The sequence below is a fragment of the Streptomyces carpinensis genome, assembly GCF_002154505.1.
In the GTDB taxonomy this organism is placed as follows: Bacteria; Actinomycetota; Actinomycetes; order Streptomycetales; family Streptomycetaceae; genus Streptomyces; species Streptomyces carpinensis.
The window spans coordinates 1-22239 of record NZ_MUBM01000226.1 but is presented as its reverse complement, the minus strand read 5'-3'; the positions used below and the strand labels follow the sequence as shown (position 1 = coordinate 22239).

The window sequence follows — 22239 nt, the reverse complement described above, 5'->3', positions numbered from 1 at the left end:
AGATGTGTATAAGGTACAGGGGCGTACCCCCCGCCCATCCGCCGGGCGCGGGGTACGCCCAGGTGGTGAATGTCGCCTCGGGCCGCTGCCTGGACGTGGCCGGCGACTTCGACAACGGCACGGACGTCGTCACCTCCCCGTGCGGCTCCGCGTACACCCAGCGCTGGCGGGTGGACTCCGAGCGCGGAGTCCTGCAGTCGGCCGCGGACCCCGAGTTCTGCCTGGACAGCCGGGGCTCCGTGGACAGGGGCGTCGGCATCTGGTCGTGCGACTCGGTCTACGGCAGAAACGGCCGGAACCTGAGATTCACCGTCGACCCGGACGGAGTGGTCCGCCCGGCCATCGCCATCGAGACGGCCCTCACCGACAACGGCGGCGACCTGTCCCTGGACCCGCTCGACGGAGGGGCGCATCAGCGGTGGCGGGCGGGGCGGCGGTGAGCAGCCGGGGCGCCGAGCCGTTCAGGCGTTCGGCTCGCCCAGCCGTTCGGGGGTGTGCGACCTCGCCCAGCCGTTCAGGGACGGGCGACCTCGCGCACGCCGCGCCGCCAGACCTCGCTCACCAGCGGTACGCCCGGCCGGTAGGCAAGGTGGACGTGGCTGGGAGCGTCCAGCAGCACCAGGTCGGCGCGGGCACCGGGCGTGAGCCGGCCGAGGTCCGTGCGGCGCAGGGCCGCGGCCCCGCCCGCGGTGGCCGACCAGACCGCCTCGTTCGGGGTCATGCCCATGTCCCGCACGGCGAGCGCGATGCAGAACGGCAGTGAGGACGTGAACGACGAACCCGGGTTGCAGTCGGTGGACAGGGCGACCGTGGCACCCGCGTCCAGGAGGCGGCGGGCGTCCGGCCACTGGGCGCGGGTGGAGAACTCCGCGCCGGGCAGCAGCGTGGCGACCGTGTCGCTGTTGGCGAGGGCGTCGACGTCCGCGTCCGTGAGGTGGGTGCAGTGGTCGGCGCTGGCCGCGTCCAGCTCGACGGCGAGCTGCACGCCGGGACCGTAGGAGAGCTGGTTGGCGTGGACGCGCGGGTGCAGGCCCCTGGCCTTGCCCGCGGTGAGGATCGCGCGGGCCTGGTCGCCGTCGAAGGCGCCCTTCTCGCAGAAGACGTCGATCCAGCGGGCGTGGGGGGCGCAGGCGTCGAGCATCTCGCCGGTGACCAGGTCGACGTACGCCGCCGGGTCCTCGGCGTAGTCGGGCGAGACGATGTGGGCGCCGAGGTAGGTGACCTCCTCGGTGTGCGCCGCGGCGATGCGCAGGGCGCGGGCCTCGTCGGCGACGGTCAGGCCGTAGCCGGACTTCGTCTCGAACGTGGTGGTGCCCTGGCGCAGCGCCTCGGCGAGGTAGCGGGTGAGGTTGGCCTCCAGTTCCGCGTCGGTGGCGGCACGGGTGGCCGCGACCGTGGTGCGGATGCCGCCCGCGCTGTAGGCCCGGCCGGACATGCGGGCGTTGAACTCCTCGGTGCGGTCGCCGGCGAAGACGAGGTGGGAGTGGGAGTCCACGAAGCCGGGGAGCGCCGCCCGGCCGCCCGCGTCGACCCGGTTGTCAGTGGCGGGTGCTTTGCTTGATTCACCGGTCCACGCGACGCGGTCGCCGTCGATGACGACGGCCGCGTCCCGGATCAGGCCGAGCGGGGATCCGTCACCGAGGGAGGGGTCATTGGTGACCAGCGTGGCGATGTTGCTGATGACTGTGCTGCTCATGGTGTCCTCAGAGATGACGGTGGGGTTCAGCCGCGCAGTGCCTGGACGGCGCCTGCCAGCGCCGACGGCACGTCCGGCACGAGGGCGTGGGCACCGTCCCGCACGACATGACGGCCGCCCACGACGGTGTGGCGCACGTCCGCCGCGGAGGCGGCGAATACGGCCGTCTCGGCGGCGAGTCGCGGCAGTGTGCCCGCTGTCCTGACCGAGTCGAGGGCGACCGTCGTGAAGTCGGCGAGCGCTCCCGTGCGCAGGCTGCCGGCCTCCTCCCAGCCCAGGGCCGCGTGACCGGCCTCCGACGCGGCGTGCAGCAGTGCCGCGGCCGTCCAGTGCCCGCGGGTGCGGGTGCGCAGCCGCTCGTTCAGCTCCATCGCGCGGGCCTCCTCGAGCAGGTCGATGACGGCGTGGCTGTCGGAGCCGAGGGACAGCGGGGAGCCTGCGCGCTGCAGGGCGACGGCGGGGCCGATGCCGTCGGCCAGGTCCCGTTCGGTGGTCGGGCACATGCAGGTGCCGGTGCGGGACCCGCCGAGCAGGGCGATGTCCTCCTCGGTGAGGTGGGTGTTGTGCACGCCGGTCGTGCGGGGGCCGAGGACGCCGTGGTCGGCCAGCAGCCGGGTGGGGGTGCATTCGTGGGCCTGGAGGCAGGCCTCGTTCTCGGCGGTCTGCTCCGACAGGTGCACATGGAGCGGGGCCCGCCGCTCCTCGGCCCACCCCGCCACGGTCGACAGTTCCGGCGCGGGCACGGCCCGCACCGAGTGGACGGCGGCGCCGATCCGCGCGTGATCCCGTTCCTTGAGAAGTGAAGAGCGTTCGGCCCAGGCCTCGGCCGTCCCGTCCGAGAAACGGAGCTGGTGGTGGTTGGGCGGCTGTCCGAAGCCGGCGGCCAGATAACACGTGTCGAGGAGGGTGATGCGGATGCCGGCCTCCGCGGCGGCCTCGATCAGTGCCTCGCCCATTGCGTTCGGGTCGGCGTACCGCGAGCCGCCCGGGGCGTGGTGGACGTAGTGGAACTCGCCCACCGCCGTGATCCCGGCCAGCGCCATCTCGGCGTACACCGCGCGGGCCAGTGCGTGGTAGGTCTCCGGGGTGAGCCGGTCGGCGGTGGCGTACATGACGTCGCGCCAGGTCCAGAAGGTTCCGGAGCCGACCTGGACGGTGCCGCGCAGGGCGCGGTGGAAGGCGTGGCTGTGGGCGTTGGCGAGCCCCGGCATCGTCAGCCCGCGCAGGGGTTCGGCTTCGGGGGGCGGGGTGGGCACGCCGGTGCGGACGGCCGCGATGCGGCCGTTCCGCACGTCGAGCGCCACGCCCGGCTCGACGTGGGTGCCGAGCCAGGCGTGCTCCAGCCAGTACGTCCGCGTCCGCTGGGTGGGCATCACGTGCAGGCCAGTCCTTCCAGTACGTCGGCGAGTGCGCGCACCCCCGCCACGCAGTCGTCCTCGGCCGCGAACTCGGCCGGGGAGTGTGAGACTCCGGTGGGGTTGCGCACGAACAGCATGGCGGTCGGGAGGCTCCCGGACAGGATTCCGGCGTCGTGTCCCGCGCCCGTGCCGAGCACAGGCACCTTCAGGTCCGCCCGACCGCCCAGGATGCGGGCGAGCTCGTCGCGCAGGACGTGGTCGAACTCGACGACGGGTGTGAAGGACTCGCGGGCCACGTGGAGGTCGACACCGTGCGCGACGGCGTACTCGCGGGCCGCCTGCTCGATGCCGCCGACCACCTTGTCCAGGGTCTGCTGGTCGGCGGCGCGGGAGTCGAGCCAGCCGCGCACCAGGGACGGGATCGCGTTGACGCCGTTCGGCTCCACGGCGATCTTGCCGAAGGTGGCGACGGCACCGGCGAGTGCGGCCTCCCGGCGGGCGGCGAGCACGGTCTCGGCGTACGACAGCATCGGGTCGCGCCGGTCGACCAGCCGGGTCGTGCCGGCGTGGTTGGCCTCGCCGCGGAAGTCGAACCGCCACCGCCCGTGCGGCCAGATGGCGCTGGCCACGCCGACGGCGTCCCCGGTGAGGTCGAGGGCGCGCCCCTGCTCGACGTGGAGCTCGACGAAGGCCCCGATGCGCGCGAGCCGCTCCGGGTCCGGGCCGATGGCGTCCGGGTCGTACCCGGCGGCCTCCATGGCCCGGGGAAGCGTGACCCCGTCGCCGTCGGTCAGCCGGTGCGCCTGATCGACGGTGAGCTCCCCGGCGGTCAGCCTCGACCCGACACAGGCCAGCCCGAACCGGGCGCCCTCCTCGTCACCGAAGTTGACGATGGCGAGCGGCTTGACGAACCGCGCTCCCCTGCCGCGCAGTTCGTCGAGCGCGGCGAAGGCCGACACCACTCCGAGGGGTCCGTCGAAGGCCCCGCCGTCGGGCACGGAGTCCAGATGCGACCCGGCAACGACGGCGTCCTGGCCGGCCGGGTCGCCGAGCCAGGCCCACTGGTTGCCGTTCCGGTCCACCTCGTAGGCCAGCCCGCGGCACTCGGCCTGCTCCCGGAACCAGTCCCGGCACTCGGCGTCGGCTCCGGTCCAGGCGAAACGCCGGTAGCCGCCGGAGGCGGAGCTGCGGCCGATCGGCAGCAGCTCCGCCCACATGCTGTGGAAGGTCACGCGTCGTCACCTTCGCGCATCGGCACCCGCACGCCGCGCTCGCCGGCCACCGACTCCGCGATGTCGTACCCGGCGTCCACGTGCCGGATGACACCCATCCCGGGGTCGTTCGTCAGCACCCGGCGGATCTTCTCCCCGGCCAGCGCCGTACCGTCGGCGACGGTCACCTGCCCGGCGTGGATGGACCGCCCCATGCCGACGCCGCCACCGTGGTGGATGGAGACCCACGAGGCGCCCGAGGCCACGTTCACCATGGCGTTCAGCAGCGGCCAGTCGGCGATCGCGTCGGAGCCGTCGAGCATGGCCTCGGTCTCGCGGTACGGGGAGGCGACGGAGCCGCAGTCGAGGTGGTCGCGACCGATCACGATCGGCGCCTGGAGCTCCCCGCCGGCGACCATGTCGTTGAACCGCTCGCCCGCCTTGTCGCGCTCGCCGTAGCCGAGCCAGCAGATGCGTGCGGGCAGTCCCTGGAAGTGGACGCGCTCGCCGGCCATCTTGATCCAGCGGGCCAGGGACTCGTTCTCCGGGAACAGCTCCAGGATCGCCTTGTCCGTCTTGGCGATGTCGGAGGCCTCACCCGACAGCGCGGCCCACCGGAACGGGCCCTTGCCCTCGCAGAACAGCGGCCGGATGTACGCGGGGACGAAGCCGGGGAAGGCGAACGCCCGGTCGTACCCGGCCAGCTGCGCCTCGCCGCGGATGGAGTTGCCGTAGTCGAAGACCTCGGCGCCGGCGTCCTGGAAGCCGACCATCGCCTCGACGTGCCGGGCCATGGACTCGCGGGCCCGGGTGGTGAAGCCCGCCGGGTCCTTGGCGGCCTCCTCGGCCATGTCCTCGAAGTCGATGCCGAGCGGCAGGTAGGACAGCGGGTCGTGGGCGGAGGTCTGGTCGGTGACGATGTCGATGGGCGCGCTCATGGCGAGCAGCTGCGGGACCAGCTCGGCGGCGTTGCCGAGGACGCCGATGGACAGCGGCCTGCGCTGGTCTCGCGCCTCGGTGGCCAGCTGGAGGGCGTGGTCGAGCGAGTCCGCCTTCACGTCCAGGTAGCGGTGCTCGATGCGGCGCTCGATGGCGCGCGGGTCGCAGTCGATGCAGATGGCGACGCCGTCGTTCATGGTGACCGCGAGCGGCTGGGCGCCGCCCATGCCGCCGAGACCGGCGGTCAGCGTGATTGTCCCGGCGAGCGTGCCGCCGAACTTCTTCGCGGCGACGGCGGCGAAGGTCTCGTAGGTGCCCTGGAGGATGCCCTGGGTGCCGATGTAGATCCAGGAGCCGGCGGTCATCTGGCCGTACATGGTCAGGCCGAGGGCCTCCAGGCGGCGGAACTCCTCCCAGTTGGCCCAGTCGCCGACGAGGTTGGAGTTGGCGAGGAGCACGCGCGGCGCCCACTCGTGGGTCTGCATGACGCCGACGGGGCGGCCGGACTGCACGAGCATCGTCTCGTCGGCCTTGAGGGTCCTCAGGGTGCGGACCATGGCGTCGAAGGAGCGCCAGTCGCGGGCCGCCTTGCCGGTGCCGCCGTAGACGACGAGCTTGTCGGGGTGTTCGGCCACCTCGGGGTCGAGGTTGTTCTGGAGCATCCGCAGGGCGGCCTCCTGCTGCCATCCCAGGGCGCTCAGTTCCGTACCGCGCGGCGCTCGTACGGGGCGGGGTCCTGACATGGTCTGCCTCCTGGTGGCTGCTCCAGATGGATTGTTGCTACGTCTATTCACATACTGGCCTGCTGAATAGACCTAGTCAATACGTCGGTGTGCCGACATCGGCGCGCCCCGGATGTTTGGCTGGACACATGGTGTGGACGACTGCCGGCAGCAGGGGAACGGGGGACGAGGACATGGGCTACGGCGACGAGGACCGGACGGGCGGCACGGACGGCGAGCGGGCCGCCCGGCGGGACGAGGCGGTGCGGGCCGCGGTGGAGCAGGGGCTCCTGGGGCCCGACTCCCCGCTCGTGGGCCTGCTCGACGTCACCGGCATCCGGGAGGCGGCGGCGGACCTGACGGCGGCGTTCGCCGCGGTCACGGCGCCGGGGACGCCAGTGCTGCACGCCTTCGCGGTGAAGGCGAGCCCGCTCGTGCCCGTGCTGCGGCTGCTGCACGAGGAGGGCATCGGCGCCGAGGTGGCGAGCCCGGGAGAGCTCGCGCTGGCCCGGGCGGCCGGGGTGCCGGCCGAGCGCACCGTCCTCGACTCCCCCGCCAAGACCCCGGCCGAGCTGCGGGAGGCGCTGGCACTGGGCATCGCCGTGAACGCGGACAGTCCGCAGGAACTGGACCGCATCGACGCCCTCGCACGGTCCTCCACTCCTCGCTCCCCGCTCGGGATCCGGGTGAACCCGCAGGTCGGCGGCGGTTCCATCGAGGCGCTCTCGACGGCGACGGCGACCTCGAAGTTCGGGGTGGCGCTGCGCGACGAGGGAGCGCGCGAGTGGGTCGTAGGCGCGTACCTGGACCGGCCATGGCTGACCCGGCTGCACGCCCACACCGGCTCGCAGGGCATTCCGCTGTCCTTGATGGCCCGGGGCGTCGCGGAGACGTACGCGCTCGCCGAGGAGATCAACGAGCGGGCGGGGCGACGGCAGATCGACACCCTCGACATCGGCGGCGGGCTGCCGGTGAACTTCGGTTCGGAGGCGACGACGCCGACGTACGCGCAGTACGCCCGGCTGCTGGGCGAGGTGGTGCCGGGACTGTTCGACGGGCGGTACGGGCTGGTGACCGAGTTCGGGCGGTCGCTGCTGGCCAAGCAGGGCACGGTGGTGGCGCGGGTGGAGTACACCAAGAGCGCCGGCGGGCGGCCCGTCGCCGTGACGCACGCGGGCGTGCAGGTCGCCACCCGGACTGTGTACGCGCCGGGGGCGTGGCCGCTGCGGCTGGCCGCGTACGACGCCAAAGGACGGCCCAAGACGGGGCCCGAGGTGGTCCAGGACGTGGCCGGGCCCGCGTGCTTCGCGGGCGACCTGCTCGCCGAGGCCCGCGCGCTGCCGCCGCTGGAACCGGGCGACTTCGTGGCGGCACTGGACACCGGCGCGTACTACTTCGCGCACCACTACGCCTACAACTCCCTGCCGCGGCCCGGCGTTCACGGCTTCGCTCCGGACGGCACCGGCCGGGTCGCCTTCGCGACCGTGCGCGAGCCGCAGACCGTCGAGGAGATCGTGGCGGAGGCGGGAGGGGCGCACACATCGGCGCTCACCACCCTGCGCGCACCCGAGCGCCCTTGAGGTACGCCGACAGCGACCTGCGCAACTAGGAGGAAATCCAGGCCAGTTGACCCACATTAGCCCCTCGGTCGCATGTTCCACTGGAAAATGCCGTAACCCCCCACCACGTCCGCACACCGTGCGTAGCGTCGGCATCACTCAGCCGACACCCCAGGTGGGAGGGGAACGACGGTGCCCGGAATCGACGAGTGCCTACTGGAAGCCATGCGGCTGCCCGGCGCGCGAGGCGCCGCGCTGGTCGACTGGACGAGCGGACTGGCCCTGGGCACCGTCGGGGAGTCCCCGGGCGGCGACCACGAGACCACCGCGGCCGAGGCCGCCGAGCTGGCCCGGCTGGCCGCGGAGCACGGGGCGTTCGCCGCCGCCGACCCCGGTGGCGAGCGTCCTCCGGTCGAGGACCTGATCGTCAGCAACCGGGACAGCTACCATCTGCTGCGGTTCGTGGACACGCCGTTCGACAGCAGCGTGTTCCTGCATCTGTGGCTGAGCCGCGCGGAGGGCAACCTCGCCCTGGCCCGGATACGCCTGGGCGAGATGGCCGCGCGGCTGGTGCTGGGATGACCGTGGTCGACACCACTCCCCCGCCCCCGCTGCCCGTGCGCGACAGGACGGCCGCCGCCGAGCGGGCCTGGGGCGGCCTCTCGCCGATGCTGACCCGGCTCGCCGCCGAGAAGGCCAGCGGCGTCCTCGTCCGCGAACGCGGCACGCTCTATCTCGCCGAGGGCCGCGTGGTGCACGCCGAGAGCCCGCTGGCCCCGGGCCTGGACACCCTGCTCACCGCGTACGGCACGCTCACGGCCGAGGCCTGGCGGGACGCCGTCGCCCGGGCCGGCGACCGCCACGGCGCCGCGCAGCTGCTGCTGTCCGGCGGCCAACTGGCGGAGGGAGCGCTGCAACTGTGCCACCTGGGCGCCCTCTACGACGCCGCCTACTTCGCCCTCGCCCCGAGCAGCGCACCCGGCCGCTTCCGCTACGGCGTCGCACACCGGCTCGGTCCCGTGCTGCCGGTCCCGGTCGCGGCCCTGGAGCGCGAGACCCTGCGCCGCCGCGACCTGCTGCACAGCATCTGGCCCGACCCGCGAGCGGACAGCGCCCCACTGGCGCGGACCCGCACCACCGCGGTACCGAAGCTCACGGTTCGCCAGCAGATCCTGCTGGAGCGGATCGACGGCACCCGCACGGCCGCGGACCTGGCCCGGGAGCTGGGCCGGCAGGCGTTCCACACCCTGGTGGACGTGCGGCGCCTGGCGTCCGCCGGCCTCGTGGCTCCGCTGAAGGCGGAGGCGGACACCGGACCGACGGAGGCGGAGGCGGACGCCGGGCCGGCGGAGGCGGAGACCGGGCCCCCGACGCCCGGCATCACCGCGGGGACCGCGGAGACCACCGCCCCCCACACGACCGCGCGGACCGCGGACACCACCGATCCCCACGTCACCGAGCGGATCAGGTACACCACCGACCCCCACATCACGCTGCTGAAGAGGCTCAGGGATGCGCTGGAGGCGCTTTGAGAGGAGACACCGGATGGCGGCCGAGCCCGAGATCCTGGACGAGCTGCGCCGGCTCAGAACCCGCGTCCCCAGCTCACCGGCGCACTCGCCGCGAGCGCCGACGGACTCGTCCTGGCTCACGACACACCGGACGTGGAACCGGAGGGCCTCGCCGCGCTGACCGCGACCGCGCTCGGCGTCGCCGTGCGGATGGCGGACGTGACCGGCCGCGGTGAGCTGCGCGAGCTGCTGATCCGCGGCGTCCACGGCTATGTCGCCACCTACGCGGCGGGCCGCACCGCCGTCCTGACGCTGCTCGCCCAGGACCGCGTCAACGTCGGCCGCCTCCACCTGGAAGGGCGCAGGGCCGCCGCCCGCATCGGCGAACTGGTCGACGCCGAGGCGGCGGCCCGGGGCCTCGGCCGGGTGACGCCGGCCAGGGCCACGAAGCCGGCCCCGGCGGCCGGCGGCACCACCCCACGGACCAGAACCACGCGCGTGCCACGCGCCACAGGTGCCAACGCGCCTACCACCACCGAAAGTTAGAGAACAAGGAGCCCTGCCATGGCCAACACCGAGACCTGCCTGAAGGAAGCCCTCGCCTCGATCGAAGGTGCGACCGGAGTCGCCCTCGTCGACTACACCAGCGGCATGGCGCTGGGCACGATGGGCGGCAGCAAGACCTTCGACCTGAACGTGGCCGCCGCCGGCAACACCGATGTCGTACGGGCCAAGATGCGCACCATGGAGCACCTCGGACTCAAGGGACAGATCGAGGACATCCTGATCACCCTGTCCGACCAGTACCACGTGATCCGGCTGATCAGCGGGCGCGGCGGCAACGGCCTCTTCCTCTACCTCGTGCTGGACGCAAAGCGGGCCAACCTGGCGATGGCCCGCCACCAGCTGAAGAAGATCGAGGAGGACCTGGAGGTCTGACCGGTTCCTAGACGAGCGCCGCGGTGCGGCGGCGGGTCCCGCCCGGGGCCGCGTCGCCCGCCGCGATGCCGGTGCTGCGGTAGCCCCTGACCGCCGGGCCCGTGGGGCGGCCGCCGCACCTGCCGAGCCAGTCCACCCGCACCCACAGCAGCACGTCGTCGGCCCGCTCGCGCCGGCCGATCCAGGCGGCCTTCAGCCGCAGCCCGGTCCCGGCACCGGCACCGGCACCGGCCACCAGCATGCCGCCGGCCGCCGGAACGGCGAACGAGCTGCCCAGCGCGGCCACCAAGGCCAGCAGCAGCCACCAGCGGTGCCCCCGGCGCCACACGCGGGCGGTGACCGCCCGGTCCTGGAGCACGTCGTGCCGTCCGGCGCGGCTCGCGGCGCGGGCGAGTGCGGTGTAGCGGCGGCGCCGGGCGCAGGCCACGACGGCCGCCGTCATCAGGAACAGCGCGGCGCCCGCCGACACCCCGATCCGGCGCCCGGTCAGCCCCGGCACCAGCAGCCCGGCCCCTGCCGCGACCACCCCGATCCACCACAACGGTGCCGCCCCGGCCCGGACGACGACGGCCACCCGGGCCAGCCCCTGACCTCCGCGCCCGGTGCGCCCTTCACTACCTCCGCGAGCCTCGCGCCCTCCGCGTGCCACGTGCTGCCTCCTTCTCGCCCCGGCACACCTCCGTTCGGGCGGGCAGGCTAGCGAGCCTTCGTGAGACGAATCTGAGAGCGCGGAGGCGGGGCTGCGGGGGGTGTGGGCCCGAGGGCGTCGGGGCTGCCTCGCAGAGCGTCGGGCCGAGGGCTCCGGGCCGGCGCCGCGGGGTCAGTCCACGAACAGCCCCCGCGCCGCCGCCTTCCCGTCGAACTCCTCCAGCCGCGCCTGCGCGTCCGGCAGGTCGTCGCACATGGCCTCCAGGAGCACGCGCCCGAGCAGCATCGGCGCGCACGCGGTGTCGAACGCGAGCCCCGTGCCGACGGCCGCCGGCAGCAGCAGGTCGGAGTGTTTCGCGACCGGAGCGAAGGCCGAGTCGGCGACCGTGACGACGGCCAGCCCCGCGTCCTTGGCATAGGCGAGGGTGTCCACCACCTCGCGCGGATGCCGCGGCAGCGCGAAGCACAGCAGCGCCGACGCGCCCGCCCGCACGGCGCCGTCGATGCGGTCCTGGATCATCGTGCCGCCCTCGTCGAGCAGCCGTACGTCCGGGTGGACCTTGCCGGCGAAGTACGCGAAGCCGTAGGCCTGGGAGGCCGCGGCCCGCAGGCCCAGGACCGGCAGCGGACGCGAGGCGGCCAGGACCCGGCCCGCCTCCTGCACCGGCCTCGGATCGGCCAGCGCCTCCGCCAGATGCCGCAGATTCTCGATCTCGGCCTCGACGGCCTGCTGGTACTCGTTGTACGACGCCGGCTCGGCGGCCGGTTCGGCCGGCGCGACCTCACGCAGGTGCCGGCGCAGTGCCGGATAGCCGTCGAAGCCCAGGGCGACCGCGAAACGCGTCACCGACGGCTGGCTGACCCCGGCCAGTTCGGCCAGCTCGACGCTGGACAGGAACGGCACGTCGGCGGCCCGCCGGACCATGCTGTGCGCGATGCGCCGCTGGGTCGGCGTGAGCCGGTGCCCCTCGAAGAGCGCCTGCAGCCGTGCGGCAGGGCTGTCGGTCACGCTCATGTCGTGCTCCCCCTCCAGAAGTCGTCGACGCCCCGGGAGAGTACTCCCCGACCAGTTCCTATTCAGATACCAAGAACTCTGCATGAGGTCATACAGGCCAGGCAAGGGATCGGCCAAGCGCCACCGGGGCGAGCACGGAAAGCGACCGCTCCTGTGCTAATCGTGGACGAAGCCACCGCCGTCGGCGCGCCGCCCCGCAGCCGCAGTCAAGGCGCCGCCGGCGGCGGGCGGCTGCTCCCGGGACTCCCCGCGGACGCCTCCCCGGGACGCCTCCCACAGAAATCCCTCCGGGGACTCCCCCGCAGAAGCACCGGGACTCCCCAGCAGAAGTAGGGGGCTAACCCCAGTGCGGCCGCCCCCGGGACTCCCTAGCCTGGTCGGCATGAGCGGAATGGACGCCCGGGACACCGACCTGAAGAAGGAACTCAACGCCACCCTGCAGGCCCGCAGGGAGCTGGGCGAGGAGTACGAGTCCGCGCTGGTCGACTCGTTCCTGGAGAAGGTCGATCAGCGCATCGACGGCGCCGTCGAGCGCCGTGTCCGCCGGCAGCTCGCCGAACAGCAGATGACGGTGGCCCGCGACTCCCGTTCACCGAAGGCCACGGACTCCTGGGGCGAGCGCTTCGGCTTCGGCATCGTCTCGCTGGTGCTGGCCGTGCCGCTGTCCGCGATCGGCGGCGGCGTCGCCCACCTGCCCGGCCTCCTCGCCGCCTGGGCCGGCATCGTCGGCGTCAACGTCGTCCAGGCCGCCCGCGCCAACCCCGGAATCTTCGGCGGCCGGCGCCGCGGGCCCTCCCAGGACGACCGCTGGGAGGACTGACACTCCCCCGGCCACCGCGACGCCCGCCGGGCGGAACACAGGGGTGCGGAACACGGATGTGCGCGGGGACCGCCGCACCCCCATCGCTGGGGGGGCGGGACGACGGCGGTCCCCGCGGGGGACGCGGGCCGGGTCAGGACCGGGCTTGCGCGTCCGTGGCGTCCATGGAGGTCCGGGAGCCGCTCCGGAGGTCCCTGACGCCGTACGACGCCGGCCTGGAGAAGAGCCTTTCCCAGAACTCGATGCCCGGGTGGTGCCCTCGTCTCCCTGCCGACGTCCCTTAATCTGCCGGACTCGTGTTAAGCGGATACTGCGCGCACGTGACACGCTCGTACCACTTTCACGACGGCCTCTCAGCCGCAGGTCACCGCGTGTTCTCCGCCGTCACCTCGACGTTCGCGGCCCGCTCGTCACTGCTTTCCGCCCTTGGCCAGGAAGGCCAGCAGGTCCTGCCGGCTGACCACACCGGTCGGCTTGCCCTCCTCCAGCACGATCGCCGCGTCCGCCGCACCGAGCACCGACATGAGGTCGGCGACCGGCTCGCCGGAGCCGACCTGCGGCAGCGGCGCGCACATGTGCTTCTCCAGCGGGTCCTCCAGCGAGGCGCGCTTGGTGAACAGGGCGTCCAGCAGCTCACGTTCGACGACGGAGCCCACGACCTCGGCCGCCATGACGTCGGGGTGACCGGCGCCCGGCTTCACGATCGGCATCTGCGAGACGCCGTACTCGCGCAGCACCTCGATGGCCTGGCCGACGGTCTCGTCCGGGTGCATGTGGACGAGGGAGGGGATGCCGCCCTCCTTGTCGCTGAGCACGTCACCGACGCGGGCGTTCGGCCCCTCGTCCTCCAGGAAGCCGTAGTCGGCCATCCACTCGTCGTTGAAGATCTTGCTCAGGTACCCGCGCCCGCTGTCCGGCAGCAGCACCACCACCACGTCGTCCGGGCCGAGGCGCTCGGCGACCCGCAGGGCCGCGACGACCGCCATGCCGCAGGAGCCGCCGACCAGCAGGCCTTCCTCCTTGGCCAGGCGGCGGGTCATCTGGAAGGAGTCCTTGTCGGAGACGGCGACGATCTCGTCGGCGACGGTGCGGTCGTAGGCGGTGGGCCAGAAGTCCTCTCCGACGCCCTCGACGAGGTACGGCCGTCCGGACCCGCCGGAGTAGACCGAGCCCTCGGGGTCGGCGCCGACGACCTGGACCTTGCCGTCGCTGACGTCCTTCAGGTAGCGGCCGGTGCCGGAGATGGTGCCGCCGGTGCCGACGCCCGCCACGAAGTGGGTGATCCGCCCCTCGGTCTGCTCCCACAGCTCCGGACCGGTGGAGTGATAGTGCGACAGGGGGTTGTTGGGGTTGGAGTACTGGTCCGGCTTCCAGGCTCCGGGGGTCTCACGGACCAGGCGGTCGGAGACGTTGTAGTACGAGTCAGGGTGCTCCGGCGCCACCGCCGTCGGGCACACCACGACCTCCGCCCCGTACGCGCGCAGCACGTTGATCTTGTCGGTGGAGACCTTGTCCGGGCAGACGAAGATGCACTTGTAGCCCTTCTGCTGGGCCACGATGGCCAGGCCGACGCCGGTGTTGCCACTGGTCGGCTCGACGATCGTGCCCCCCGGCTTCAGCTCCCCGCTCTGCTCGGCCGCCTCGATCATGCGCAGGGCGATGCGGTCCTTCACGGAACCGCCCGGGTTGAAGTACTCGACCTTGGCCAGGACGGTCGCCCTGATGCCCTTGGTGACGCTGTTGAGCCTCACCAGCGGCGTGTTGCCGACGAGGCTGATCATCGAGTCGTGGAATTGCACCGTTGTCTCCGGTTGCTGCAAAAAGTGTGGTCGTGGTGGTGCCGCCAGCCTAAGGCCAGGGAACTCCCCGACGCGGGCGTTCACTCCCCGTCGCGATTGGACGACGGTCGGTACGGGGCAAGGAGTGGTTGTACGGCGACGCGGGAGGTGGCGGCGAGGCATGACGAGCATGTCGAGGGCGAGGGTGGCCCGGCGTATCGCGGCCGGCGCCGCGTACGGCGGCGGCGGGCTCGGGCTGGTCGGCGCGGCCGCCGCGGGTCTGCTGCTCGCCGAGGTGCAACTGGCCAAGCGCCATGTGGGCAACGGTACGGACAACCACGTACCTCTCGCGGACGGGCTGTACGGCCATGTCTACGACGCCCCCGGCGACCCCCCGCTCAGACTCACCATGCTCGGCGACTCCACGGCCGCGGGGCAGGGCGTCCACCGCTCCGGCCAGACACCGGGCGCGTTGCTCGCGTCGGGCCTGGCGGCCGTGGCCGAGCGCCCGGTGCTGCTGCGCAACGTGGCCGTGCCCGGCGCCCAGTCCGACGACCTGGACCGCCAGGTGGCCCTGGTGACGGCCGACGCGGCGCAGATGCCCGACGTCTGCGTGATCATGATCGGCGCGAACGACGTCACCCACCGGATGCCCCCGACCCGCTCGGTGCGTCATCTGTCGGCGGCGGTACGGCGGCTGCGGACCGCCGGTGCCGAGGTGGTGGTCGGCACCTGCCCCGACCTGGGCACCATCGAGCCGGTGCAGCAGCCGCTGCGCTGGCTGGCCCGCCGGGCCTCCCGGCAGCTGGCGGCGGCACAGACGATCGGGGTGGTGGAGCAGGGGGGTCGCACCGTGTCGCTGGGCGACCTGCTGGGCCCGGAGTTCGAGGCGAATCCCCGGGAGCTGTTCGGCCCGGACAACTACCACCCGTCCGCCGAGGGATACGCCACGGCGGCGATGGCGGTGCTGCCGACCGTGTGCGCGGTGCTGGGGCTGTGGCCGGCGGAGGAGGAGCGGCCGGACGTGTCGCGGCGCGAGGGGTTCCTGCCGGTGGCCCGGGCGGCGGCGGAGGCCGCGTCGGAGGCGGGTACGGAGGTCACCGCCGCGATGCCGACGGGGCCGCGGGGGCCGTGGGCACTGCTCAAGCGGCGCAGGCGGCGGCGTGTGCCGGAGCCTCAGCCTGCGCCCTCCAGCCCGTCCGGCGTGTGAGGTCGAGGCCGCTCGGCGCGTCAGGCACCGCGCCGGGCGCGGCAGGCCGGGGCGAGGCGGGAAAGCAAGCGCTTAGTAAATTGCGGCCAGGGTCACACCGCCAGCCCCGTGACCCGGGGCATACGTACGGGTAACTTCCCAACCAGCTCTGCCCGTCCCCTCCCGCCCGTCGCCCGACCACCGCCCCGCAACGAGGCGCTACGCGCCGCCCTACCGATTTTGGAGCCGTGATGCCCGAAGCCGTCATCGTCTCGACCGCCCGCTCCCCCATCGGCCGCGCCTTCAAGGGCTCCCTCAAGGACCTGCGCCCGGACGACCTGACCGCCACGATCATCCAGGCCGCGCTGGCGAAGATCCCAGAGCTGGACCCGAGGGACATCGACGACCTCATGCTGGGCTGCGGTCTGCCCGGCGGCGAGCAGGGCAACAACCTCGGCCGGATCGTCGCCGTGCAGATGGGCATGGACCACCTGCCCGGCTGCACGATCACCCGCTACTGCTCCTCCTCGCTCCAGACCAGCCGCATGGCCCTGCACGCCATCAAGGCCGGCGAGGGCGACGTGTTCATCTCGGCCGGTGTCGAGACGGTCTCCCGGTTCGTCAAGGGGAACTCCGACAGCCTGCCGGACACGCACAACCCGTTCTTCGCCGACGCCGAGGCCCGCACCGCGGCCGTCGCCGAGCAGGAGGGCACCACCTGGCACGACCCGCGCGAGGACGGCCTCGTCCCCGACGCCTACATCGCGATGGGCCAGACCGCCGAGAACCTGGCCCGCTGGAAGGGCGTCACCCGCCAGGAGATGGACGAGTTCGGCGTCCGCTCGCAGAACCTGGCCGAAGAGGCCATCAAGAACGGCTTCTGGGAGCGGGAGATCACCCCGGTGACCCTCCCGGACGGCACGGTCGTCAGCAAGGACGACGGCCCGCGCGCGGGCGTCACCATGGAGGGCGTCCAGGGCCTCAAGCCCGTCTTCCGCCCCGACGGCCTGGTCACCGCCGGCAACTGCTGCCCGCTCAACGACGGCGCCGCCGCGGTCGTGATCATGTCCGACACCAAGGCCCGCGAGCTGGGCCTGACCCCGCTCGCCCGGATCGTCTCCACCGGCGTCTCCGGCCTGTCCCCGGAGATCATGGGCCTCGGCCCGGTCGAGGCGAGCAGGCAGGCCCTCGCGCGCGCCGGGATGACCATCGACGACATCGACCTGGTGGAGATCAACGAGGCGTTCGCCGCCCAGGTGATCCCCTCCTACCGCGACCTCGGCATCGACCTCGACAAGCTGAACGTCAACGGCGGCGCCATCGCGGTCGGCCACCCCTTCGGCATGACCGGTGCGCGCATCACCGGCACGCTGATCAACTCCCTCCAGTGGCACGACAAGCAGTTCGGCCTGGAGACGATGTGCGTCGGCGGCGGCCAGGGCATGGCGATGGTCATCGAGCGCCTCAGCTGATCGACCGGCCCCGCCGGGCGGCCGCTTGAAGGACCGTCAGTGGCCGCCATAGCACCCAGCGTGAACGAACGGCCCGGAATCCAGGAAACTCCCGGATTCCGGGCCGTTCTGTGATCCAATCTCCCCCAGAGTGTGACCTAACTCCCTCCGAAAGGGGATCTTCGCAGGTCAGCAGCGTCACACCGGACGACTCAAGCGTCGCACAAGCCGCATTCCTGTCCGTTTCGTGACGTTACGCACTGACAGCTGGATAGTCCGCCCTTCAAGCTGATGTAGGAAGTCGGGGGTCGACCTTGAACCCAGGAGTACGTCAGTGAGCGCCATGCCGATCGCCCTGCTGCTCACCACAGCTGCCACCGGTGCCGTGGGCGTCGCCGTCCTGCGCACCCTCTTCGCGCTGCGCCGCCAGGTCACGGCACTGCAGAACCAGCTCGCCGAGAACCACGCGGCGACCACGCGTGCCCTCCTGCCGGCCGCCCGCAGCCAGGCGGACGGGGAGCAGATACGCGATGCCGTCGTCCAGGCGCTGGCGGAGGAGCGGGAGCGCGAGCTGGCCGAGGCGCGGGCCTTCTGGGCCGCGCAGGAGGCGCGGGACGCCGCCGACGCGCCCTCCCTGCTGGGGCTGCCCGACAGCGAGCTGTTCCTGCCGCGCCAGACCGACTTCGCGGGCTTCGAGCACCTGGAGCCGGTCGCCGAGTCCGGAGCGGACTCCGACGAACTCTCCGGCCTCTTCGGCAGGGATCCCGCCCAGGGCAGTGCGTCCGGCGAGTCCGCCGAACTGGCCGCGGCCCGCCGCCGCCACCCCTCGCACCCGGACTTCACCCCGCATCCGTCCCCGGTCGTGGGCGACCACGAGCGCACCGTCGCCACGCTGGAGGAGCTGGCCACCTCCCGCGTGGAGCTGGCCGACGTCCGCCCGGGCCCCCTGGGCACCCTCGACGTCTACGTCTTCGCCGACGGCACGACCCTGTGCATGACCCCGGGCCACCGCGAGACCGCCGAACGCCTGGCCGCCGCCCTGCACGCGGGCGAGTCCCCCTTCCTGCTGGGCGGCTCGGGCATCTCCGGCGCCTACACCCTGACCTTCTCCTGCGGCGAGGAGAACGTCTACATCCTGGCGGATCGGGTCATCGCGTCGCTGTGACGGATCGCGGATCGGCACAGCGGCTCGGCACAGCGGTTCGCCCTGGCGAATCGCCGTAGTTGCGCGCCGTGGTGGATCGCCACGGCAATGCGCGGCAACGGACCGCCGTAGCAGCGCGCCGTAGTGGGCCGGGCCTCACACTCCCGCGCGTTTCTGGGCCTCCTCCACCAGCCGCACCGCCTCCTCGACCTCGGCTTCGCTCTGAAGTACGAGCGCCAGGTCGTGTCCGGCGACGGTGATCTGGTCCGCGGCGGCGAACATCCCGGCGTCGGGCATCTCGCGCGGCTCGGCCGAGGGGTCCTCCAGCAGCTGCGCCCGCCGGGCCAACTCCCTGGCCAGCCCGAGTGCTTCGGCGGCGGCGGCTCGTTGCAGCCGGCTCTGCGGCGCCGCCCTCAGCCGGTCGGCGAAATGATCCACTGCACGGGTCAGCGATGTCGTGTCAACCACGTCGCGAGACTACGCGCCGCACCGGGACTGTTGCCAATACGCGAACGCTCAGGCACGGTGACGTGAAGGACCGGCTTCATCGAACGCGTCCGGAGGCGCCGATGTCCCAAGTCTTCTCCGAAGAGACCCATCGCAACCTGCTCGCCCGCATCCCCCAATGCACCGGTCGTGAAGTCGCCGACTGGCTGCGCACCGTCGAAGAAGGCCCGGCGCTCTGCTTCGAGGAAAGGCTCAGTTGGCTCCGCCACGAGCACAACCTCGCCTACGGCCACGCCAAGGCGATCATCCACGAGTACGACCTGAGGAGGGCCGCGCGCAAACTGCTCTAGGCGCGCCACGGTGCACCCACACACGACGAAGGGCCCCGGCGGGAACCGGGGCCCTTGGTCACGCGGGTGACCGCTGGACTTCGCTGTCGCGGGTGGCCGCTAGTCGTTGCTGTTGAGGATCGCGATGATCCGCAGGAACTCCATGTAGATCCACACCAGCGTCAGCGTGAGGCCGAAGGCCGCGAGCCAGGCCTCCTCGCGCGGCGCGCCGTAGGCGATGCCGTCCTCGACCTGCTTGAAGTCCAGGGCGAGGAAGCAGGCGCCGAGGATGACGCCGATGACACCGAACAAGATGCCGAGCGCGCCGCTGCGGAAGCCGAGGCCGTCACCGCCGCCGAACGCGGCGAACAGCAGGTTCACCGCCATCAGCAGCAGGAAGCCGAGCGCGGCCGCCATCACGAAGCCGGCGAACCGGCGGTTGACGCGGATCCAGCCCGCCTTGTACGCGACCAGCACCGCGGCGAAGACCGCCATCGTGCCGAGCACGGCCTGCATGGCCGCGCCGCTCGCGATGCGGTTGTCGACGACGCTGGAGACGACACCGAGGAACACGCCCTCGAAGGCCGCGTAGGTCAGGATCAGCGCGGGCGAGGCCTTGCGCTTGAAGGACTGCACGAAGCCCAGCACCATCGCGATCAGCGCGGCGCCGATCCCGATGCCGTAGGAACGGCTGAGGTTGGCGTCGTCGACCGGCAGCAGCGCCCAGGCGAGGGCGGCCGTGACGATCAGCGTGCCGAGCGTGGACGCGGTGCGCACGACGACGTCGTCCATCGTCATCCGGCCGGTGGTGGCCGGGGCCTGCGGCGGCGCGCCGTACTGCAGGTCCTGCTGGGCGTAGGGGTTCTGAGCGTAAGGGTTCTGCGCGTAGGGGTTTCCGCTCGGCTGGGCGTACGGATTGCCCTGCGCGTACGGATTGCCCTGCGTACCGACAGCGGGGCCCCCGGCCTGCGGCGCGGTGTTGAAGCCCGCGTAGCCGTTGTCGCGGCTGAACCCCCGTCGCGAGAAGACCGGGTTTCTGCTCCTCATCTCACTCCTCCATGGCCGCACGACGCGGCCTTGGCTCAAGAGTAATGGAACGGCAAAGGATCGACCCTAGTACCTGGGAAGGATCTTTCCCTCGTCCTGCTGGCGAACACGCTACGCGGGCAGGTGATTCCCGGCCACGGGCGGCCCCATTCATGACCAACCTGCTACACGCCCGGAATCAGCCGGAGATCCCAAGGGACCAGAAGCACTCCGTCAGCCGATCGGGAACCCGGTGTAGCCCTCGGCGAGGTCGGTCTCGGCCGCCCGGCAGGAGGCGATCCGGTCCAGGCGGGCCAGTTGCAGCCGCTCGTCGAAGGGGGTGGCGTCCGGGTGACGGTGCAGCATCGTCGTCATGTCGTAGCTGAACCGCTCCGCCTGCCAGACGCGTCGCAGACAGGTCGCCGAGTAGGCGTCCAGCAGCTCGGTGGAGCCCGTCCTCTGCTGGTGCGTCAGGGCTTGGGCGAAGGTGACGACGTCGCCGACGGCGAGGTTCAGCCCCTTGGCCCCGGTGGGGGGCACGATGTGGGCGGCGTCTCCGGCGAGGAAGAGCCGGCCGTGGCGCATGGGCTCGTGGACGTAGGAGCGCATCGGGGTGACCGACTTCTGGGTGATGGGCCCGCGTCGCAGCGTCCAGTCGTCGTCCGTCTCCAGCCGCCGCTCCAGCTCCTCCCAGATCTCCTCGCCGGACCACGCCTGCGCGTCCGTGTCGGCGGGGACCTGGAGGTAGAGGCGGGAGACGGAGGGGGAGCGCATGGACAGCAGGGCGAAGCCGCGCTCGTGGCGGGCGTAGACCAGCTCGTCGTGGGAGGGGGCGACGTCGGCGAGGACGCCGAGCCAGCCGAAGGGGTACGTCCGTTCGAACACCCGGGAGAGCGAGGCGGGGATCGCCTTCCGCGACACCCCCCAGAAGCCGTCGCACCCGACGACGTAGTCGCACTCCAGGACGTCCTCGCGTCCCTCGTGACGGAACCGGACGGCCGGGCGGTCGCTCTCCGCGCCCTCCACGGCCAGGGCCTCCGCCTCGAACAACAGCGGTCCTCCCTCCTTGAGCTGGAGGGCTATCAGGTCCTTGCAGACCTCCGTCTGGGCGTAGACCATCACGGACCGCCCACCGGTCAGCCCGGGGAAGTCCACGCGGTGCCTGCGACGGTCGAACCGCAGCTCGATCCCGTCGTGCCGCAACCCCTCGCGGTCCATCCGCTCCCCGGCATCGGCCGCGCGCAGCACGTCGACGGTGCCCTGCTCCAGGATTCCGGCCCGCTGCCGGTGCTCGACGTAGGCGCGGTCACGGCTCTCCAGGACGACCGAGTCGATTCCGGCGTTGTGGAGCAGCCGGGCGAGCAGCAGGCCGGCCGGGCCGGCTCCGATGATGCCGACGGTGGTGCGCATCGGTCGTTCCCTTCGGGTGGGCGTCGTTGCCGTGAGGCCGTGTGGCGAGGGCGAGGCATGCGTTCGCATAGTGAAGTTTTATTCACTGGCCTGAGTCTCCGCCCGCACCCATCCGATGTCAATGGTTCCCGCCCCTCACACGGCGACGGCCGGCCGCCGAACCCGCGCGTTCACGTCGCGGACCCGGCGGCCGGCCCGGGAGGACGGCCTCGGCGGCTGCGCCGCGGTCAGTGGCCCGGCCAGCCCTCCAGGTGACGGTGCAGGGTCACGGCGGGCGGCGCCTCGCCCTTCGGGGCGCGCGCGACCGCGTCGTGCAGGACGGTGCCGACCTCGGCCGCCAGGTCGTCCACCCGTGACTTCAGGTCGGTCGCAGGAAGCGAGGAGCGGGTCAGTGCGTCGAGCCGGCGGTGGATGTCGTCCAGCCGCCGCCGGGTGGCGGCGTCGAAGGTGATCGGGGTGGGCGTGGAGACGACGAACTGGTAGGCCCCGGCGAGGGTCTGACAGCCCGTGCACCACTTGTTCACGGCGTCGCTGACGTTCACCGCGTTCAGGTGCGTGCGCTCGCCGGCGAACGTGACGATCTGGAAGGACAGCGCCACGGAACGGCAGGCGTCGTCGGCCGAGCAGCCGACGGAGGCCGCGTTGGCCTGGTTCCGTACGGCGGCGGCGTTCACCGTGCCGAACTGGCGCACGGTGAACGAGTCCCTGGCCTGCGTGTGGTGCAGCCGGTCGGCGTGACTGAAGACGTGGTCGGACGCGATCGCGGCATGCGGCGCCGCGGTGGCCGCCTGCGCCGGCACGGCGGTCGCCACACCGGCGATTCCGGCCGCGAACAGGCCTATCCGTACGGCTCGCTGAGTAAGGGGACGGCTGGAGGAACGCGGCTTGCGATGACTGCTCATAGGGATCTCCTGCGGTAATCGGACGTAGCTGCGGCACTCGTACCGCAGGGGCGACGGGGCCCCTGCTCGTTGAGAGCCGAGGGAGAGTGGGTGCAGCGGCAGCCCTCGAACGGGACGAACGCCCCACCCCACGCCGGGCCCCCAC

At 72.4% G+C, this 22239-nt stretch carries 21 protein-coding genes and 1 pseudogene; 11 read left to right on the top strand and 11 right to left on the bottom strand.

What is annotated here, in order from left to right:
• A partial coding sequence (locus tag BZY54_RS28805) for an RICIN domain-containing protein (protein ID WP_086728263.1) occupies positions 1-440 on the top strand: 440 nt, incomplete at its 5' end.
• 74 nt (positions 441-514) lie between these two features.
• Here BZY54_RS28805 and hutI read toward each other — a convergent pair.
• The 4 genes from hutI to hutU are packed head-to-tail and all read right to left on the bottom strand — an operon-like array spanning position 515 to position 5947.
• The gene (gene hutI / locus BZY54_RS28800; RefSeq protein WP_086728262.1) at positions 515-1696 is read right to left on the bottom strand and encodes an imidazolonepropionase; all 1182 of its coding nucleotides are present in this window, start codon (positions 1694-1696) and stop codon (positions 515-517) included.
• Positions 1697-1722: 26 nt separating this feature from the next.
• The gene (locus tag BZY54_RS28795) at positions 1723-3069 is read right to left on the bottom strand and encodes a formimidoylglutamate deiminase (RefSeq protein WP_086728261.1); all 1347 of its coding nucleotides are present in this window, start codon (positions 3067-3069) and stop codon (positions 1723-1725) included.
• Entirely contained in the window at positions 3069-4286 is a 1218-nt protein-coding gene (locus BZY54_RS28790; RefSeq protein ID WP_086728260.1) for an allantoate amidohydrolase, read from the bottom strand. The genes BZY54_RS28795 and BZY54_RS28790 overlap by 1 nt, the downstream gene beginning before the upstream one ends.
• The gene (gene hutU / locus BZY54_RS28785; protein ID WP_086728259.1) at positions 4283-5947 is read right to left on the bottom strand and encodes a urocanate hydratase; all 1665 of its coding nucleotides are present in this window, start codon (positions 5945-5947) and stop codon (positions 4283-4285) included. Before hutU ends, BZY54_RS28790 begins: the two co-directional genes overlap by 4 nt.
• 62 nt (positions 5948-6009) lie before the next feature.
• On the opposite strand from hutU, the gene BZY54_RS28780 reads away from it, so the two are divergent.
• The 5 genes and pseudogenes from BZY54_RS28780 (at position 6010) to BZY54_RS28760 (ending at position 9935) form a co-directional block, all read left to right on the top strand.
• The gene (locus BZY54_RS28780; protein WP_425276326.1) at positions 6010-7506 is read left to right on the top strand and encodes a type III PLP-dependent enzyme domain-containing protein; all 1497 of its coding nucleotides are present in this window, start codon (positions 6010-6012) and stop codon (positions 7504-7506) included.
• A 171-nt stretch (positions 7507-7677) separates the two neighbouring features.
• The gene (locus BZY54_RS28775; RefSeq protein WP_086728257.1) at positions 7678-8067 is read left to right on the top strand and encodes a hypothetical protein; all 390 of its coding nucleotides are present in this window, start codon (positions 7678-7680) and stop codon (positions 8065-8067) included.
• Complete coding sequence (locus tag BZY54_RS28770) at positions 8064-9017, top strand: hypothetical protein (RefSeq protein ID WP_086728256.1); 954 nt, start codon at positions 8064-8066, stop codon at positions 9015-9017. Before BZY54_RS28775 ends, BZY54_RS28770 begins: the two co-directional genes overlap by 4 nt.
• A gap of 13 nt (positions 9018-9030) precedes the next feature.
• A pseudogene (locus tag BZY54_RS28765) lies at positions 9031-9542 on the top strand (roadblock/LC7 domain-containing protein).
• A gap of 18 nt (positions 9543-9560) precedes the next feature.
• Complete coding sequence (locus BZY54_RS28760; protein WP_086728255.1) at positions 9561-9935, top strand: roadblock/LC7 domain-containing protein; 375 nt, start codon at positions 9561-9563, stop codon at positions 9933-9935.
• Positions 9936-9942: 7 nt separating this feature from the next.
• Here the strand turns inward: BZY54_RS28760 and BZY54_RS28755 are convergent, their stop codons facing one another.
• Positions 9943-10584: a hypothetical protein gene (locus BZY54_RS28755; protein ID WP_086728254.1), complete on the bottom strand. Its 642-nt coding sequence runs from the start codon at positions 10582-10584 to the stop codon at positions 9943-9945.
• Positions 10585-10755: 171 nt separating this feature from the next.
• Positions 10756-11598: a MurR/RpiR family transcriptional regulator gene (locus tag BZY54_RS28750; RefSeq protein WP_086728253.1), complete on the bottom strand. Its 843-nt coding sequence runs from the start codon at positions 11596-11598 to the stop codon at positions 10756-10758.
• Positions 11599-11989: 391 nt separating this feature from the next.
• Between BZY54_RS28750 and BZY54_RS28745 the strand changes: the two genes are divergently transcribed.
• A complete protein-coding gene (locus tag BZY54_RS28745) occupies positions 11990-12418 on the top strand; it encodes a hypothetical protein (protein WP_167414083.1) in 429 nt (142 codons plus the stop codon).
• 410 nt (positions 12419-12828) lie between these two features.
• Here BZY54_RS28745 and BZY54_RS28740 read toward each other — a convergent pair whose 3' ends face one another.
• Positions 12829-14217 carry a cystathionine beta-synthase gene (locus BZY54_RS28740; RefSeq protein WP_086728251.1) on the bottom strand — a complete coding sequence of 463 codons (1389 nt, stop codon included), beginning with the start codon at positions 14215-14217 and terminating at the stop codon, positions 12829-12831.
• 160 nt (positions 14218-14377) lie between these two features.
• On the opposite strand from BZY54_RS28740, the gene BZY54_RS28735 reads away from it, so the two are divergent.
• From BZY54_RS28735 to BZY54_RS28725, 3 genes are all read left to right on the top strand, one after another.
• Positions 14378-15406 (top strand): SGNH/GDSL hydrolase family protein, encoded by a 1029-nt coding sequence (locus BZY54_RS28735; RefSeq protein WP_208640796.1) that lies wholly within the window; start codon positions 14378-14380, stop codon positions 15404-15406.
• 230 nt (positions 15407-15636) lie between these two features.
• Complete coding sequence (locus tag BZY54_RS28730; protein WP_086728249.1) at positions 15637-16857, top strand: acetyl-CoA C-acetyltransferase; 1221 nt, start codon at positions 15637-15639, stop codon at positions 16855-16857.
• A gap of 313 nt (positions 16858-17170) precedes the next feature.
• Positions 17171-18001 (top strand): hypothetical protein, encoded by an 831-nt coding sequence (locus tag BZY54_RS28725; RefSeq protein WP_086728248.1) that lies wholly within the window; start codon positions 17171-17173, stop codon positions 17999-18001.
• Positions 18002-18136: 135 nt separating this feature from the next.
• Here BZY54_RS28725 and BZY54_RS28720 read toward each other — a convergent pair whose 3' ends face one another.
• Positions 18137-18448: a hypothetical protein gene (locus BZY54_RS28720; RefSeq protein ID WP_167414082.1), complete on the bottom strand. Its 312-nt coding sequence runs from the start codon at positions 18446-18448 to the stop codon at positions 18137-18139.
• Between the two features lie 101 nt (positions 18449-18549).
• On the opposite strand from BZY54_RS28720, the gene BZY54_RS28715 reads away from it, so the two are divergent.
• Positions 18550-18777 carry a DUF4287 domain-containing protein gene (locus BZY54_RS28715; RefSeq protein ID WP_030164109.1) on the top strand — a complete coding sequence of 76 codons (228 nt, stop codon included), beginning with the start codon at positions 18550-18552 and terminating at the stop codon, positions 18775-18777.
• Positions 18778-18876: 99 nt separating this feature from the next.
• On the opposite strand, the gene BZY54_RS28710 is transcribed toward BZY54_RS28715, so the two are convergent.
• From BZY54_RS28710 to BZY54_RS28700, 3 genes are all read right to left on the bottom strand, one after another.
• Positions 18877-19803: a Bax inhibitor-1/YccA family protein gene (locus BZY54_RS28710; protein WP_086728247.1), complete on the bottom strand. Its 927-nt coding sequence runs from the start codon at positions 19801-19803 to the stop codon at positions 18877-18879.
• Positions 19804-20016: 213 nt separating this feature from the next.
• On the bottom strand, positions 20017-21192 hold the full coding sequence (locus BZY54_RS28705) for a 4-hydroxybenzoate 3-monooxygenase (protein ID WP_086728246.1): 1176 nt from the start codon (positions 21190-21192) through the stop codon (positions 20017-20019).
• A 227-nt stretch (positions 21193-21419) separates the two neighbouring features.
• Positions 21420-22094, bottom strand: a complete 675-nt coding sequence (locus BZY54_RS28700) for a hypothetical protein (RefSeq protein WP_086728245.1) — start codon at positions 22092-22094, stop codon at positions 21420-21422.
• Positions 22095-22239 lie beyond the last annotated feature (145 nt).